The sequence below is a fragment of the Planococcus sp. ISL-109 genome, from assembly GCF_018613655.1.
Lineage (GTDB): Bacteria > Bacillota > Bacilli > Bacillales_A > Planococcaceae > Planococcus.
In genome coordinates, this window is sequence record NZ_JAGGPW010000004.1 from 522,646 (window position 1) to 538,034 (window position 15,389).

General features: G+C 47.6%; 20 protein-coding genes. All 20 read left to right on the top strand.

The genetic code is table 11. The annotated features are described in order from the left end of the window. Positions 1-53: 53 nt before the first annotated feature. The 20 genes from J7E21_RS04390 to J7E21_RS04485 all read left to right on the top strand — a co-directional run bounded on the left by J7E21_RS04390 (position 54) and on the right by J7E21_RS04485 (position 15,353). On the top strand, positions 54-257 hold the full coding sequence (locus J7E21_RS04390) for a DUF2768 domain-containing protein (RefSeq protein ID WP_215105103.1): 204 nt from the start codon (positions 54-56) through the stop codon (positions 255-257). 13 nt (positions 258-270) lie between these two features. Then, entirely contained in the window at positions 271-981 is a 711-nt protein-coding gene (locus tag J7E21_RS04395) for a hypothetical protein (RefSeq protein WP_215105105.1), read from the top strand. Positions 982-1,155: 174 nt separating this feature from the next. Beyond that, positions 1,156-1,428, top strand: a complete 273-nt coding sequence (locus J7E21_RS04400) for an HU family DNA-binding protein (RefSeq protein ID WP_052651392.1) — start codon at positions 1,156-1,158, stop codon at positions 1,426-1,428. 237 nt (positions 1,429-1,665) lie between these two features. Further along, a complete protein-coding gene (gene folE / locus J7E21_RS04405; protein ID WP_215106101.1) occupies positions 1,666-2,241 on the top strand; it encodes a GTP cyclohydrolase I FolE in 576 nt (191 codons plus the stop codon). A 25-nt stretch (positions 2,242-2,266) separates the two neighbouring features. Next, positions 2,267-2,488 (top strand): trp RNA-binding attenuation protein MtrB, encoded by a 222-nt coding sequence (mtrB, locus tag J7E21_RS04410; RefSeq protein ID WP_215105107.1) that lies wholly within the window; start codon positions 2,267-2,269, stop codon positions 2,486-2,488. A gap of 75 nt (positions 2,489-2,563) precedes the next feature. Further along, on the top strand, positions 2,564-3,340 hold the full coding sequence (locus J7E21_RS04415) for a heptaprenyl diphosphate synthase component 1 (protein ID WP_215105110.1): 777 nt from the start codon (positions 2,564-2,566) through the stop codon (positions 3,338-3,340). Positions 3,341-3,345: 5 nt separating this feature from the next. Further along, positions 3,346-4,044: a demethylmenaquinone methyltransferase gene (locus tag J7E21_RS04420; protein ID WP_215106103.1), complete on the top strand. Its 699-nt coding sequence runs from the start codon at positions 3,346-3,348 to the stop codon at positions 4,042-4,044. Between the two features lie 22 nt (positions 4,045-4,066). Beyond that, positions 4,067-5,041, top strand: a complete 975-nt coding sequence (gene hepT / locus J7E21_RS04425; RefSeq protein WP_215105112.1) for a heptaprenyl diphosphate synthase component II — start codon at positions 4,067-4,069, stop codon at positions 5,039-5,041. Between the two features lie 86 nt (positions 5,042-5,127). Next, the gene (ndk, locus tag J7E21_RS04430; protein ID WP_215105114.1) at positions 5,128-5,574 is read left to right on the top strand and encodes a nucleoside-diphosphate kinase; all 447 of its coding nucleotides are present in this window, start codon (positions 5,128-5,130) and stop codon (positions 5,572-5,574) included. 225 nt (positions 5,575-5,799) lie between these two features. Further along, entirely contained in the window at positions 5,800-6,972 is a 1,173-nt protein-coding gene (aroC, locus tag J7E21_RS04435; RefSeq protein WP_215105116.1) for a chorismate synthase, read from the top strand. A gap of 3 nt (positions 6,973-6,975) precedes the next feature. Beyond that, positions 6,976-8,049, top strand: coding sequence for a 3-dehydroquinate synthase (gene aroB, locus J7E21_RS04440; protein WP_215105118.1), 1,074 nt, complete (start codon positions 6,976-6,978; stop codon positions 8,047-8,049). After that, the gene (aroH, locus tag J7E21_RS04445) at positions 8,049-8,432 is read left to right on the top strand and encodes a chorismate mutase (RefSeq protein ID WP_215105120.1); all 384 of its coding nucleotides are present in this window, start codon (positions 8,049-8,051) and stop codon (positions 8,430-8,432) included. Before aroB ends, aroH begins: the two co-directional genes overlap by 1 nt. Then, positions 8,429-9,517 carry a prephenate dehydrogenase gene (locus J7E21_RS04450; protein WP_215105122.1) on the top strand — a complete coding sequence of 363 codons (1,089 nt, stop codon included), beginning with the start codon at positions 8,429-8,431 and terminating at the stop codon, positions 9,515-9,517. Before aroH ends, J7E21_RS04450 begins: the two co-directional genes overlap by 4 nt. Before the next feature lie 14 nt (positions 9,518-9,531). Continuing rightward, positions 9,532-10,815: a 3-phosphoshikimate 1-carboxyvinyltransferase gene (gene aroA, locus J7E21_RS04455; protein ID WP_215105124.1), complete on the top strand. Its 1,284-nt coding sequence runs from the start codon at positions 9,532-9,534 to the stop codon at positions 10,813-10,815. A gap of 85 nt (positions 10,816-10,900) precedes the next feature. Continuing rightward, positions 10,901-12,154 (top strand): tetratricopeptide repeat protein, encoded by a 1,254-nt coding sequence (locus tag J7E21_RS04460; protein ID WP_215105126.1) that lies wholly within the window; start codon positions 10,901-10,903, stop codon positions 12,152-12,154. 14 nt (positions 12,155-12,168) lie between these two features. After that, positions 12,169-12,729, top strand: coding sequence for a ReoY family proteolytic degradation factor (locus J7E21_RS04465; protein WP_215105128.1), 561 nt, complete (start codon positions 12,169-12,171; stop codon positions 12,727-12,729). After that, positions 12,726-13,190 (top strand): YpiF family protein, encoded by a 465-nt coding sequence (locus J7E21_RS04470; RefSeq protein WP_353047724.1) that lies wholly within the window; start codon positions 12,726-12,728, stop codon positions 13,188-13,190. Before J7E21_RS04465 ends, J7E21_RS04470 begins: the two co-directional genes overlap by 4 nt. 141 nt (positions 13,191-13,331) lie before the next feature. Further along, the gene (locus J7E21_RS04475) at positions 13,332-13,835 is read left to right on the top strand and encodes a QcrA and Rieske domain-containing protein (protein WP_215105130.1); all 504 of its coding nucleotides are present in this window, start codon (positions 13,332-13,334) and stop codon (positions 13,833-13,835) included. Between the two features lie 21 nt (positions 13,836-13,856). Continuing rightward, on the top strand, positions 13,857-14,531 hold the full coding sequence (gene qcrB, locus J7E21_RS04480) for a menaquinol-cytochrome c reductase cytochrome b subunit (RefSeq protein WP_215105132.1): 675 nt from the start codon (positions 13,857-13,859) through the stop codon (positions 14,529-14,531). A gap of 36 nt (positions 14,532-14,567) precedes the next feature. Beyond that, on the top strand, positions 14,568-15,353 hold the full coding sequence (locus J7E21_RS04485; protein ID WP_215105135.1) for a menaquinol-cytochrome c reductase cytochrome b/c subunit: 786 nt from the start codon (positions 14,568-14,570) through the stop codon (positions 15,351-15,353). The last annotated feature ends 36 nt before the right edge of the window (positions 15,354-15,389 follow it).

Here is a 15,389-nt window from a genome sequence, read left to right on the forward strand (position 1 = left end):
TTCTTTTTCTATGCTATACTATTGACTGAAACTCGACGAAAGGCGGCTTATTCATGAGTTCTTTGGATAAAATGTGGGTATCTTTTGCAGGGATCGCTTTTTTGATCATTTCAATGGGAATGATTTATCTGAGCCGGTACAAATTGCAAAACGGTATCTTTAAATTTCTATTTGCGCTGATTGCGTATGTTCTGCTGATTCTCGGCTTCTTTATTATGGTGTTTACGATATTCAGCGGACCGACAGGCGGCGCTTGAGGAGATGAACGTGATGAAAAAGATGGCAATCTTCTTATTCACACTGCTCATCAGCTTGGCCTTGGCGGGATGTGCTTATCCGAGCGGTGAACGCGCGGAAAATGAGATTCCCTATGAGGATCAATTGATGACAGTAACCAATGCGGTCGAGCGTTACCAGGAGTCTAATGGCGGTTTATTGCCGATCAAGACACGGGATATGGACGTGGATCAATACATCAAATACCCAGTCGATTTTTCCAAAATCGTACCGGATTTCACTGCTGAAATACCGTCGAATGCGTTTGAAGTGGGCGGAGTTTATCAATATGTCTTAATGGATGTCGAAGAAAATCCTTCAGTGAAGCTTGTCGATTTGCGTGTAGCAGAGGGCATCCGTTCGGTCAATGTACGAAAGAGTGCAAACGGTGGGAGGGCACCGATTGCTGAAGTCGTGGCTGACAATGTCTACAGGTTCAACCATGAGGCTATGGGATTCAGTGATGAGCCGGTGGTGCAAAGTCCTTATAGCGGCCAATTGCTGCCGATGGTCATCACAGGACGCGGCGATGTTTACGTCGACTATTCCATCGACCTATATGCAGCAATCCAGGAGTACGACGGGGAGCTGAAAGAAGGACAGGACATCCGCTTTATCTTGTATGAAGATAGCCCGATTGTTCCCGCATATTCACTTCCGTACACTATTGATGAAAATGGGGAACCGATCTTTCTGACGGAGTGAAAACCCTTGATGCAGCGCGGATTTCAAGAAAATCCACATATTTTTAAAAAATTTGGGAGTATTTGGTGGTTTTCTTCGAAACGCGGCCTATTTGTTGTTGCTATGCGATTTTCGTTGTGATACTCTTTTTACAGGATTGATGGCAAGCATCCCCTTTGAGAGGAGGTGAATAGCATGAACAAAACAGAATTAGTGAACTCTGTTGCAGAAGCGGCTGAACTTTCTCGTAAAGATGCTGCGAAAGCAGTTGACGCTGCATTTGAAGCGATTCAAGATGCTCTAACTAAAGGTGACAAAGTACAGCTGATCGGATTCGGTAACTTCGAAGTACGTGAGCGCGCGGCCCGTAAAGGACGCAACCCACAAACAGGTGCTGAAATCGAGATCGCCGCTAGCAAAGTTCCTGCCTTTAAGCCAGGTAAAGCACTTAAAGACGCAGTGAAATAAGCTTCGGCAACTGTACATAGAATGGCTTTTGTGAGATTCGTTCTTGCAAAGGCCATTCTTTTTTTCGGCCTCCTTTTTGCCAATCCCCCCCGTAAATGCTACAATTCATGTGAGAAAAGCGGAGATGAACGGAGGCTCGAAAAACCGGACACTAAAACCGCGCCTCAATTCAGTGGTTTACTGCTTGCTGCCCCAAATAGAGTGATTTTTTCTACAGGAGGAAACAATGTGATAGATATGAAAAGCCATAACGTAGATCTGGAAAAAATAGAAAAGGCTGTCGGCATGATCCTGGAGGCTGTCGGGGAAGATGTCGGCCGTGAAGGGCTGCAAGACACCCCCAAGCGTGTCGCGAAAATGTATGCGGAAGTTTTCGCTGGATTAAAAGAAGACCCGAAAGAATATTTCAGAACGGTTTTTCATGAAAACCATGAAGAATTGGTGCTGGTCAAAGACATTCCGTTTTATTCGATGTGTGAACATCATTTGGTGCCGTTCTTTGGCAAAGCCCATGTCGCTTATATTCCGCGCGACGGTGTCGTGACGGGGCTGAGTAAATTGGCCCGTGCAGTCGAAACTGTAGCCAAACGTCCCCAATTGCAGGAGCGGATCACATCTACAATTGCCGACTCCCTCATGGAAACACTGAATCCGCACGGCGTCTATGTGATGGTCGAAGCGGAACATATGTGTATGACGATGCGGGGCATCAAGAAGCCTGGATCCAAGACTGTGACCGCTGTTTCAAGAGGGCTTCTGGAGACGGATGATATTAAACGCTCTGAAGTCATTACGTATATCAATATGAACTAACAAACTTAAAAAGCAGGTGAAAGAAATGGCACAGACAGAATATATTGTCATCCGTGCACAAGAAGACGGAGTCAACGTTATCGGCTTAACGCGCGGCAATGATACAAAATTTCACCATACGGAAAAATTGGACCGCGGCGAAGTGATGATCGCGCAATTTACCGAACATACTTCAGCGATGAAAATCCGCGGCAAGGCGGAAATCCATTCCGCTCACGGCATCATTGAAAGCGATGCCAAAAAATAAGCGTTAATAGTGAAGGCTATATGGCCATTATGGTATAATATGACGTATGGCTAACCTATGAATGGAGCAGGCAGTATGAACGGACACCAAATACAATCCAAAATTATCTCCATGGAAATTGACGTCCTGAATGCAGTTCGTCAACGCACACTTGATCAGTGGACAGATGGGCCGTTTGTCAAAGAGTCCCGTTTGTTTTTCTTGCTGCTGCCGTACTTTAACGGGGAGCAATGGTCAGCGAAAATGGATACAAGCGCAAATACGGTAGCAATTGTCTATGCGGCTTTACATGCCCATGACAAGGTGAAAGAAGAAATGCCGATTAGCAAAGAACAGCAACTTACCGTTTTGGCGGGCGATTTGTATAGCGGCATTTATTACCAAATGCTCGCCAAACTTAAAAACATGGAGATGGTCCAGAAGCTGGCTGCTGCAATTATTCAAGTAAGCGAAAAAAAAGCGTCGTTCCATGAACACCGTGTCCAACAACCGGAGGAAGTCGAAGAAACGGTGAAAGTGATCGAAACGGCATTGCTCAATTCATTCTACGAAGTGAGTGAATTCGGCAACTACCGCGAACTGATGGAATGCTCTCTTTTGTACCAGCGCTACACGGATGAATTGGAAGCGCTAAAGACTGGACAGTTCAGCTATGTACTAAGCCTTCTAAGCGAGACGATGGTCCATAGTTCGTTGATTGAACAATGGCTCATGGAGCGGCTCGATGCGTTAAGTGAACAAATTCTTTTAGCGGCAAATGATTGCCAGCTGGATTTTGAAGTTAAGGCTATATTGCTCGACCAAATTATTCCGCATCAGCACAGTGCTGAACAGCTGACGCGAGAAGGATGACGATGATGCAAAAAACGAAAGAACAACGCGTGCATGAAGTTTTTGAAAAAATTTCCGAAAACTATGATCAGATGAACTCGGTCATCAGTTTTCAGCAGCATAATAAATGGCGCAATGATACGATGCATAAAATGCAGGTGCCACAAGGCGCATCGTGCATCGATGTTTGTTGCGGCACAGCCGACTGGACAATCGCATTAGGCGATGCAGTGGGGCCTACAGGAAGAGTGGTCGGCTTGGATTTCAGCCAAAACATGCTGAATGTCGGTCATGGCAAAACGGCGCATATGCCTCAAATCGAACTGGTCCAGGGCAATGCAATGGCGTTGCCGTATCCTGATAATTCATTTGATTTTGCGACGATCGGCTTCGGTCTTAGAAATGTGCCGGATTATGAGCAAGCATTATCTGAAATGCACCGAGTACTGAAGCCGGGTGGCATGATAGCTTGTCTTGAAACTTCCCAGCCGGAAAGCTTTTTCTTTAAACCGTTTTTCCGTTTTTATTTCCGTTTCATCATGCCGGCTTTCGGCAAAATGTTCGCAAAAAGCTATAAAGAATATTCCTGGCTGCAGGAATCGGCTAAAACATTTCCAGGCATGCGTGAGCTTGCCGGACTTTTCAGCAAGGTCGGTTTCACTAAAGTGAAGTTTAAACCATATTCCGGAGGCGCAGCTGCGCTTCATATGGGATTGAAAAAGTAAACGAGCGGGAGAAGGTTATGAAGTGGAAAAGATGAAGTTGAAATTGCTCTATTCCGACCTGAAACCAGAGCTGGAACTGATCGAAACAGAATTGGAACAGGCAGTGGATTCCGAATCCCTTCTATTAAATGAGGCTTCTCTTCATTTATTGCAGGCTGGAGGAAAGCGAATCCGCCCTGTTTTTGTTTTGCTTGCTGGAAAATTCGGCAATTACAATGTCGAGCTACTCCAAAAAGTGGCTGTACCGTTGGAATTGATACATATGGCATCGCTCGTCCATGATGATGTCATCGATGATTCCGAGATTCGCAGAGGGCGTCCGACAGTAAAGTCGGAATGGAACAATAGCGTCGCAATGTATACAGGAGATTTCATTTTGGCACGGGCATTAGAGCGGATTACAGAAATCGACATTCCGAGAGTCCATGATGTTTTGTCGAAGACATTAATCGAAGTGTGCCGCGGAGAGATCATCCAAATCGAACATAAGTATCGGCTGGACCAGAGTTTGCGCGATTATTTACGCCGCATCAAACGGAAAACCGCATTGTTGATTTCTTCAAGCTGTGAACTAGGGGCATTAGTCTCCGGGACAGATGAAAAAACCGCAGCGCATTTGCGCCGTTTCGGCTATTTTATCGGCATGTCGTTCCAAATCATCGATGATATTTTGGATTTCACGGCAAGTGACGAAGAGCTTGGAAAACCGGCTGGCAGTGATTTTATACAAGGTAATATCACGCTGCCTATTTTATACGCGCGGCGGGATCCGGCTATCTACCGGTTGCTTAGCGAAAATTTGGAGAAAGACATTTCGGATGATAAGCGCTTGGAAATTGTCCGGACCATCCGCAGCAGCTCGGCAGTCGATGAAGCCAAGCTCATGAGCAGCCTGTATCTTGAAAAAGCATTACAGGAATTGGCCTATTTGCCGAAAGGCCCCGCAACGAAAACGATGCGCAAAATCGCATTCTTTATCGGCAAGCGAAAGTTTTAGTTTCCGGTTGACAAATGTTTGGACAATGATAGTATTTTTTAAGGTGGGCAAGTTGCCCGAGCTTTCTAATAGAGGAGTGTTCAATAGTGGAAAAAACATTTTTGATGGTAAAACCTGATGGTGTGCAACGCAATGTCATCGGTGAAATCGTTTCCCGTTTCGAGAAGAAAGGCTATCATTTGGCAGGAGCTAAATTGATGCAAATCCCGACTGAACTTGCTGAACAACATTATGGAGAGCACAAAGAGCGTCCGTTCTTCGGCGAACTTGTTGATTTCATCACATCCAGCCCTGTTTTCGCTATGGTTTGGGAAGGCGAAAACGTCATTTTGACTGCACGTCAAATGATGGGCGCTACAAACCCTAAAGATGCTGCTCCAGGAACAATCCGCGGCGACTTCGCAGTCACTGTTGGCAAAAACATGATCCACGGTTCTGATTCAGCTGAAAGCGCTGAGCGTGAAATCGGCTTGTTCTTCAAACAAGAAGAATTAGTATCATACGAAAAAACAATGAATAACTGGGTCAACTGATCCGGATTTCGATTAAAGGCGGCCGTGCAATCGGCCGCCTTTTTTTTATTTGCCCGAATGGAGAGAGGACGACTGGCTTCGTGAGTGAAAGCGGTTTCTTTTGGGGCGGGGGTTCAGTTGCTATTCGAATGTTTAGTTTTCTGGATATTTAGGATAGAATTGAACAAATGCCATATGGTATAGTGAAACATAAATACTTTAGCACGTTGAAGGGAGAAAGTGTACATGCGTTATTTAACAGCAGGAGAATCTCACGGACCGCAATTGACCGCCATTATCGAGGGTTTGCCAGCACAATTGCCTTTGACGGCGGAAATGATCAATAAAGAGTTGAAACGCCGCCAAGGCGGCCATGGCCGCGGCAGACGGATGCAGATTGAAACAGATACCGTAGAAATCGTCTCAGGCGTCCGACACGGGAAAACACTCGGTTCGCCGGTCGCGTTGGTCGTTAAGAATGATGACTGGAAGCATTGGACGAATGTTATGGGGATAGAACCGATCGAAGAAACAGACGAAGTGAAGCGTCAATTAACACGGCCGCGCCCAGGTCACGCCGATTTGAACGGCGGCATGAAATATGGCCACCGGGATTTGCGTAATGTATTGGAACGTTCTTCTGCGCGTGAGACGACTGTGCGTGTAGCGGTCGGGGCAGTAGCGAAGCAATTGCTTGCCGAACTCGGCGTCAAAATCGTCTCCCACGTGACTGAAATCGGCGGCATCAAGGTCGACCCGGCAAGCTATATCGGAAAATCAGCCGATGAGATCCGGGACATTGTCGAAAACGATGCAGTATACTGCGCAGATCCTACAAAAACGTCTGAAATGACCGATTTGATCGACGCCACGAAGAAAAATGGTGACTCGATCGGCGGAACGGTGGAAGTCATCGTCGAAGGCATGCCTGCAGGAATCGGCAGCTATGTTCACTACGACCGCAAATTGGATGCGAAAATTGCTGCGTCTGTTATGAGCATTAATGCGTTTAAAGGCGTGGAGTTCGGTTTAGGGTTTGAAATGGCGAGACGTCCGGGCAGTGAAGTCCATGACGAAATTCTTTGGGACGCAGTACAAGGCTATACAAGGAAGTCGAACAATCTGGGCGGTTTTGAAGGCGGAATGACGACAGGAATGCCGATCATCGTCCGTGGTGTGATGAAGCCGATCCCGACGCTTTATAAACCACTGCAAAGCGTGGATATCGAAACGAAAGAACCATTTCAGGCAAGCATCGAACGATCGGATAGCTGTGCGGTGCCGGCTGCTTCAATTGTAGCGGAGCACGTGGTCGCATTTGAAGCGGCGAATGCTTTGCTCGAACAATTTGATGCGGACCAATTGCCGCGACTAAAAGAAAACATCGAAAGCTTTAGAGCCTATACGAAGGAGTTTTAAGAGATGAGAGAACTGCGGGTTGAAACGGGGCATCCATATTCTGTGCATATCGGGCCGCATGCCATCGGGCTATTAGCGGAACGTTACCAGGTGTTATTGGCACAAGCGGATCAGATGGTCGTGATTGCCGATAGCCGGGTTGCTGAGTTGCACCTGGATAAGCTTTTGGCAGAGCTAGAGGAGTTCCACCCGAAAGTGTTTCAAGTGCCGGCCGGGGAAAAAGCGAAATCCGCAGAAAGCTTTATGGATTGCCATAGCTTCTTATTATCGGAGAACTGTTCGCGAAATACCGTCATCTTGGCGTTTGGCGGAGGCGCAGTCGGGGATTTGGCAGGTTTTGTCGCCTCGACATTCATGCGCGGAGTGGCGTTTATTCAAGTGCCTACGACCATTTTGGCACACGACAGTGCGGTCGGCGGCAAGACGGCGATCAACCATCCACTCGGGAAAAACATGATCGGCACGTTTTATCAGCCGCAGGCAGTCATTTACGACAGCAGCTTTTTCGGGACGCTTCCTGACAAGGAAGTCCGTTCCGGGATGGCGGAGGTGATCAAGCATGCGTTCATCTCGAATGAACGCTGGCTGGATGAACTTTTGGCAATCAACGATTTTGGCGCCATGTCTGAAACTGAGCTGTCGATTCATCTTGAAAAAGGCATCGCTGTAAAAGCGGCGATTGTCGAAGAAGATGAGTTTGAAGGGGGCGTCCGCAAATTTTTGAATTTTGGTCACACGCTCGCCCATGCCATTGAAGCGCATTTGGGTTATGGCAAACTGACGCATGGAGAAGCGGTCGTTCTCGGAATGGCTTACGCGCTCGAGTTGTCGGATAACGCCAGACTTATAGACTTTCTCAAGTGGGCAAAAGCGAATGATTATCCGCTCGAACTTTTGTTGGACATGCCGTTTGAAGCACTTTTGCCTTATATGAAAAAAGACAAAAAATCGACTGCTTCGGCACTGAATTTCGTGTTGCTCGGGGCAGTAGGTCAGCCTTATGTGGAAAAAGTCGAAGAACAGCAGGCGCAAGTAGCTTTTAGACAGTTGGGAATAACGATCAAGGAGATGATTTGATGATTCGAGGAGTCAGAGGCGCAATCACCATATCAAAAAATGAAGCGCCGGAAATATTGGAACAAACGCGTCGGCTAGTCCTGCAGATGGCCAAAGAAAACGATATCAAACCGGATGAAGTGGCATCGGCGATCATATCGACTACTACGGATATTTCTGCAGCATTTCCGGCAAAAGCCGTCCGGACGATCGACGGCTGGACCTATGTGCCGGTCATGTGCACGCATGAAATGGACGTTCCGGGTAGCATGCCACTGTGCATCCGTGTCATGATGCACGTCAATACGAAAATTGCGCAAGATAAAATCCAGCATATTTACATGAACGACGCTGTGAAACTGCGTCCCGATCTATCACAGAAAAGCCAGGTGAGCCAAGCGTGAAAACAGAAGTACTCATCATCGGCCTCGGATTGATCGGCGGTTCTTTAGCAAAGGCATTGCAGCGAAACGACAATGTTCATGTGTCGGGCTATGATGCAGATGCATTGACCGCCAGAAAAGCTTTCAAAATGGGAATCATCCAAAGCTCACCGCCTTCACTTGAGCAGGCGGCAGCTGCGGCTGATGTCATCGTGTTTGCGACACCGGTAGGGGCTACGGTCAAGTTGATGGAGAGAAGCAAATATTGGGAATTGAAAGATGATGTCATTTTAACGGATACCGGCAGCACCAAAGTCCAAATTATGGAAGCTGCTGAAAAACTAGAGCACATCTTTATTGGAGGACATCCCATGGCGGGTTCCCATAAAAGCGGTGTTGAAGCGGCAAAAGATGTGCTGTTTGAAAATGCATTTTATATTTTGACGCCCGGCAAGCGTGCAAGTGAGCGGGATATAGAGCGGCTGACCGCGCTGCTTTCGGTTACTAAAGCGAAGATAAAAGTGCTAGAAGCAAAAGACCATGACCATATGACGGCTATTGTCAGCCATTTCCCTCACTTGATCGCAGCCGCTCTTGTCCACCAGCTTGACCGGGAAGAGCAATTTCCGTTTGCGCGGCAGCTCGCGGCAGGCGGGTTCCGCGATACCACACGCATCGCTTCTGCAAATCCGGATATGTGGCGCGACATCACGACGCAAAATAATGAAATGATCGTGCAGCAATTGGACCATTGGATGGACCAGATGACGCATTTGCGTGAAATCTTGCAAAAAAATGAACCGGAGCCGATTCACCGCTTTTTCGCCAAAGCGAAAGAAACACGGGATGAACTGCCGGAAGCTGGGCACGGAGCGATGTATTCCGTGTTTGATTTGTATATCGATATCCCGGATGTACCGGGGATCATCTCGGAACTGACGGGGTATTTAGCGGAAGCTGGCATCAGCATCGTCAATTTGCGGATCCTGGAAACGCGGGAAGATGTTTTTGGCATACTGGTCCTCAGCTTTCAGACAGCGGAAGACCGGGAAAGCGCGCAGCGCGTGTTTTCCGAGCGAACCGCTTATGATACGTATATCTCCTGAAAGGAATGAATTACATGTCCAAAACGATCAGCTATACGAAGCCGGCGCTATCCGGCAGCGTTCAAGTTCCGGGCGATAAGTCCATATCACACCGGGCGGTCATGTTCGGCGCCCTTGCTCGGGGAACGACGACTGTCGACGGTTTCCTGATGGGGGATGATTGCTTGAGCACGATCAGCTGCTTCCGGTCACTCGGCATCGACATCAATATTGACGGTGACCACGTAATCATTAAAAGTGGCGGCAGACGGGAGTGGAAAGAGCCGGAAGTGGTATTAGATACTGGGAATTCTGGGACGACCACACGGTTGATGCTCGGTTTGCTTGCAGGGACCGAATTCCATTCCGTCATGGCAGGCGATGAATCGATTGCACGCCGTCCGATGAAGCGCATTGTCGAGCCGCTTCGTCTCATGGGAGCGGACATTCGTGGGCGCGCCAACGGCCATTTCACGCCACTCGCTGTCAAAGGCACACAACTCAAGGCAATTGACTACACGATGCCGGTCGCAAGCGCTCAAGTGAAATCAGCGGTCCTTTTGGCAGGCTTGTCTGCTGATGGCATAACGACCGTCCATGAACCAGTGCCATCGCGTGACCATACAGAAATTATGCTTAAGCATTTCGGTGCGGACATCACGCGTCAGGGAGATGTGATTTCGTTAACTGGCGGGCAGGAGCTCAGTGCGGCACACGTACAAGTGCCTGGCGACATCTCATCTGCTGCGTTTTTGATTGGAGCAGCTCTGGTTTCAGAAGGCAGCGACATCGAACTGAAGAATGTCGGCATCAACCCGACGCGAACCGGCATACTGGATGTTTTCGAATCGATGGGCGCGGATATTCGATTGACCGAGCGAGATTCAGAGGGTGAGCAATCTGCGGACATCCAGATCCGTAGTGCTGCACTTTCCGGAACTGAAATTGGCGGTGCTCTTATTCCGAGGCTGATCGACGAGATTCCATTGATTGCACTTGTGGCGACGCAGGCGAACGGCAGGACGGTCATCCGGGACGCGGAAGAATTGCGCGTCAAAGAAACCGATCGCATCCAAGCAGTCGTCACCGAACTGAAAAAGCTCGGAGCTGACATTGAAGCGACAGAGGACGGCATGGTCATTCAAGGCCCCACAGCCTTGCGTGGTGCACCGATGACCAGCTATGGTGATCACCGCCTTGGCATGATGGCGGCAGTAGCTTCGCTCATTACAGACGGACCAGTGACGATTGATGATCCGGGCTGTATTTCCATTTCCTACCCAAGCTTTTTCGAACACCTGGATAAGCTCACACAATAACTCTCCTTCGGGGGAGTTTTTATTATGCTACAATGATGGTTTCGTGTACGATAACAATAATAACTGCAAAGAATAGGTGATGTGCATGGCAACATTAGAAAAAATACAACAAGCCGTACAGGCTGGTGATACAGTAGCGCTGGATACGCTGCTCGATCAATATCTCCTGAAGGGCAATCCCGATGAACAATATGCGGTCATGGAATGGCTCCAGGAAATCGGGTTTATCGAGGAAGCGCTCCGCGTTGTCGAACACCTGCAATACATGTTTCCAGAAGAAACCCAGCTGCGCATCGACCGCGCCAATCTGTTGATTGATGCGGACTTGGAAGACGAGGCGCTCAATGAGTTGATGGAAATTCCAAAAGGCGATGAGTTATACCCGCAAGCGCTGATCGCTTTGGCGGATCTGTTTCAATTACAGGGGCTTCTTGAGGCGGCGGAAAATCGTCTTGATGAAGCAATCGACCTGATGCCGGGCGAGCCGCTGTTGCAGCAGGCAAAGGCGGAACTTTTGCTCGATTCCGGGCGTTATTTGGAATCGGCGCGTATTTACCAAGAGTTGGAAAGTAACAAAGTTTCTATCGAAGGCGTCAATTTGAACGAGCGTTTGGCGGAAGTATACAGTGCTGGGGCTGCCTATGAGGAAGCATTGCCGCATTATGAACGTGCGCTGAAAGAAGAAGTAAAGCCTGATGTGTTATTCGGCGCGGCTTTTGCTGCGTTTCAGTCAAAGCAGTATGAACTTTCTGTGCGCAGGCTCGATGAACTATTGGAAGCTGATCCGGATTATTTCTCTGCATATTTGTTGAAAGCGCAATGCTTCAATATGATGGAAGATTATAAACAAGCCTACGAGGCGATTAAACAAGGGCTGGCTCGCGATGAGTTCGACAAGGAATTGTATTTGTTTGCTGGGAAATTGGCGCTCAAGCTCGGAAAGCCGCAAGAAGGCGTCAAGATGCTGCGTCAAGCAATCGCGCTCGACCCGGAATATATGGAGGCTCTTTATGTATTGATGGCGTATTTCCATGCCGAAGAGCAGGATGAGGAGCTATTGGAGCTCGCGTCGATGGCTGTCGAGAGCGGAGATGATTGGAACGCACTTTATCCGATGATTGCACAAGCGTATAATCGGACCGAGCGATTCGATCTGGCACTGGAATATTACGAAAAAGCCCATCCAGCATTTTCCGACGATGCAAGTTTCCTTGAGTCATATGCGTTATTTTTAGTGGAAGAAGGGAAACGGGAACGCGCTCTCGAAATAATCAAAGAGCTGCAGGCGTTGGAGCCGGAAAATCCGCAATGGTTTGATTGGCTTCAATCGTTTGACTGAAAGGGGGAGACATTATGACCGCATCCGTTTCTGTAGGCGAGAAAAAACAATTTGTCCGTTGGTTCCTTGGGTCCTATAAGATGAAAAGACGTGAATGCATTTGGATCCTCAATTATTTATTGAGCAATGATGAATTATTGGAGAAAACGCATTTTGTAGAGGAAGCGCATTATTGTCCCCGTGCGATGGTCATGTCCACAACGGAATCCAAAGAGATACCGTTTCAATTCTATAAAGGAAAACTGATGACAGCAGATGCCGAGAAGTCGTTCCACGACCTCAGGCTCAACCCGGAAGAAGCACTGTATGTGCAATTGAATTTCCCGAGCATACCGCCAGTTCCGCTTTACTTGGCAGTGCTTGAGGAAAATCCACATTTGCCTAAAGGGGCGGCTGTGAGCGAACAGGACCGGTTATTAGCGGAGCAAGTATTGAATGAAAGCTTGTCTTCCTATCAGGTAGAAACGATACTGAAAAAAATCGATGAAGCATTGGATGCGGGCGATAAAGACAGATTCTTTGAGCTCTCTGCTCTGCTCGCTACAGTGAAATCGATGAAAAGAGATGGAGTGTGAATCAACGCATGCATTTTACGAGCAAAGACATTGATCAATATGTGGGCCAGAAAGAATATGTTGATACGGCGGTTATCCCGTTGATTGAACTAGACTTAAGTGCAAACGGCATGAAAGCGAGCGCCAATGCATCCGAATATATGCAATCTTTGACTGCTATATTGGAAAAACAATTCAAAGGGCGGATTCTTTTGTTTCCGCCTGTTTCTTATGCCCGGGAGTCGGACCGAACAAAGCTTGCCGTGGACTTGCAGGCGGAACTTCGCAAAACCAGCTTCCAACATGTGTTTTATTTGACAGCGGATGCCCAGTGGCGCGCCCTGGACGATTTACCGAATGTTTTATGGCTGCCGGCGATTCCTACAGGGGATATGGACCAAACATTCAAGAAATCGGTAATGGAAGACCAGTTGCGGCAAGTGCTGCCGCTGTTTATGAAAGAATGGACACATCATTCATGAAATGTTCACAAAGTGTTCCATTCAGCTGAATGCGATATTGACCTTGAGTTTTGATTGATATATCATTAGGTTGTCCTAGTAATTATATCTGAATGAGTATGTCCATTGGACTGACCTTGTAATGTTAGAGGGGGGAAAAGGATGAGTAATAATCGTGTATCACGACGCCAATTTTTAGGTTACACACTAACAGGTGTGGGCGGTTTCATGGCAGCAGGGATGCTAATGCCAATGGTTCGCTTTGCAGTGGATCCAGTTCTTCAGCAAAAAGACGCCGGGGATTATGTATTAACTGGCCAAGCGGTTTCTGAGATTACAGAGGAACCTGTAAGAGTTGACTTTTCATACGAACAAGTTGATGGCTGGTATACATCTGACGTCACGAACTCTGCTTGGGTTTACAGAGATGGAGATAAGCTAATCGCGCTATCACCTGTCTGCAAGCACTTGGGTTGTACAGTTAACTGGGGTGGAGATGCAGAACACCCGACACAATTTTTCTGCCCGTGCCACGCTGGCCGCTACGAGAAAAACGGTGCCAACATTGCAGGTACGCCGCCAATCGGCCCTCTTGATGAGTTCGATGTTGAAGACCAAGATGGTTTTGTAGCCATCGGAGCAGTAAAAGAAAATACTTTAGTTTAATAGTTAGGGGGTACGACACCAGTGCTAAACAAGTTATATGATTGGGTAGACGAGCGATTGGACATCACGCCGATCTGGCGTGATATTGCAGACCATGAAGTACCTGAGCACGTAAACCCCGCACACCACTTTTCAGCATTTGTCTATTGTTTCGGAGGGCTGACATTCTTTATCACAGTCATCCAAATTTTATCTGGTATGTTCCTTACGATGTATTACGTACCCGATATCGAAAATGCTTGGCAGTCGGTTTATTATCTCCAGAATGAAGTCGCTTTTGGGGAAATTGTGCGTGGTATGCACCACTGGGGAGCTTCTCTTGTAGTAGTTATGATTTTCCTTCATACGCTGCGAGTATTCTTTACAGGTTCATATAAGAAACCTCGTGAATTGAACTGGGTCGTTGGAGTATTGCTATTCGGCGTAATCCTTGGTCTTTCCTTCACAGGTTACTTGCTTCCATGGGACATGAAAGCATTGTTCGCAACAAAAGTTGGGATTGAAATTGCAGCTTCTGTACCGGTAATCGGCGAAACCATCAAAATTTTGCTTGCAGGGGATACAGCTATCCTTGGAGCTCAAACATTGACGCGCTTCTTCGCGATCCACGTCTTCTTCTTGCCTGCTGCTTTGCTTGGGTTGCTCGCAGCACACTTTATCATGATTAGAAGACAAGGTATTTCAGGACCATTGTAATTCATCCTTAACCAAGGATTTTAAGGAGGGGACACTATGCACCGTGGAAAAGGGATGAAATTTGTAGGGGATTCCCGCGTACCGAGCAAAGAGTTTCGGAAGCCGAATATCCCGAAAGATTACTCCGAATATCCTGGCAAAACAGAAGCCTTCTGGCCGAACTTCCTTTTGAAAGAATGGATGATCGGTTCGGTTTTCTTGATTGGATACTTGCTCTTGACTGTCGCCCACCCTTCGCCTCTTGAAGGCCAGGCTGATCCGACAGACACAGCATACATTCCATTGCCAGACTGGTATTTCTTGTTCTTATACCAATTATTGAAATATGAATTTGCGTCCGGACCGTTTAACGTCGTCGGCGCCATCATCATACCGGGTCTTGCATTCGGTGCGTTGATGTTAGCACCATTCCTCGATCGCGGACCGGAACGACGCCCATCTAAGCGTCCATTGCCGACAGGCTTTATGCTTCTGGGAATCGCTTCGATCATTTTCTTGACTTATGAATCCGTCGCTAACCATGACTGGGAAGCAGCGGCACGCCAAGGCGAGATTACAGAAGAAGCAGAAATCGATACAGAAGATCCGGGATATGAAATTTACACCCAATCTTCATGTATCAGTTGTCACGGTGATAATTTAGAAGGGGCTGTCGGACCGACATTAGTTGGAACTGGCTTGTCACCTGAAGAAATCGCTGAAATTGCTGTAAACGGTATCGAAAGAGATGGAGCACAAGTAATGCCGCCATCTTGGGAAGACGGATCTGAAGAAGATCTGCAAGTTATGGCTGAGTTCATAGCTGGACTCGAAGCTGAATAAGTTGGCAAAAGAAAAGAGTCGGGAAACCGGCTCTTT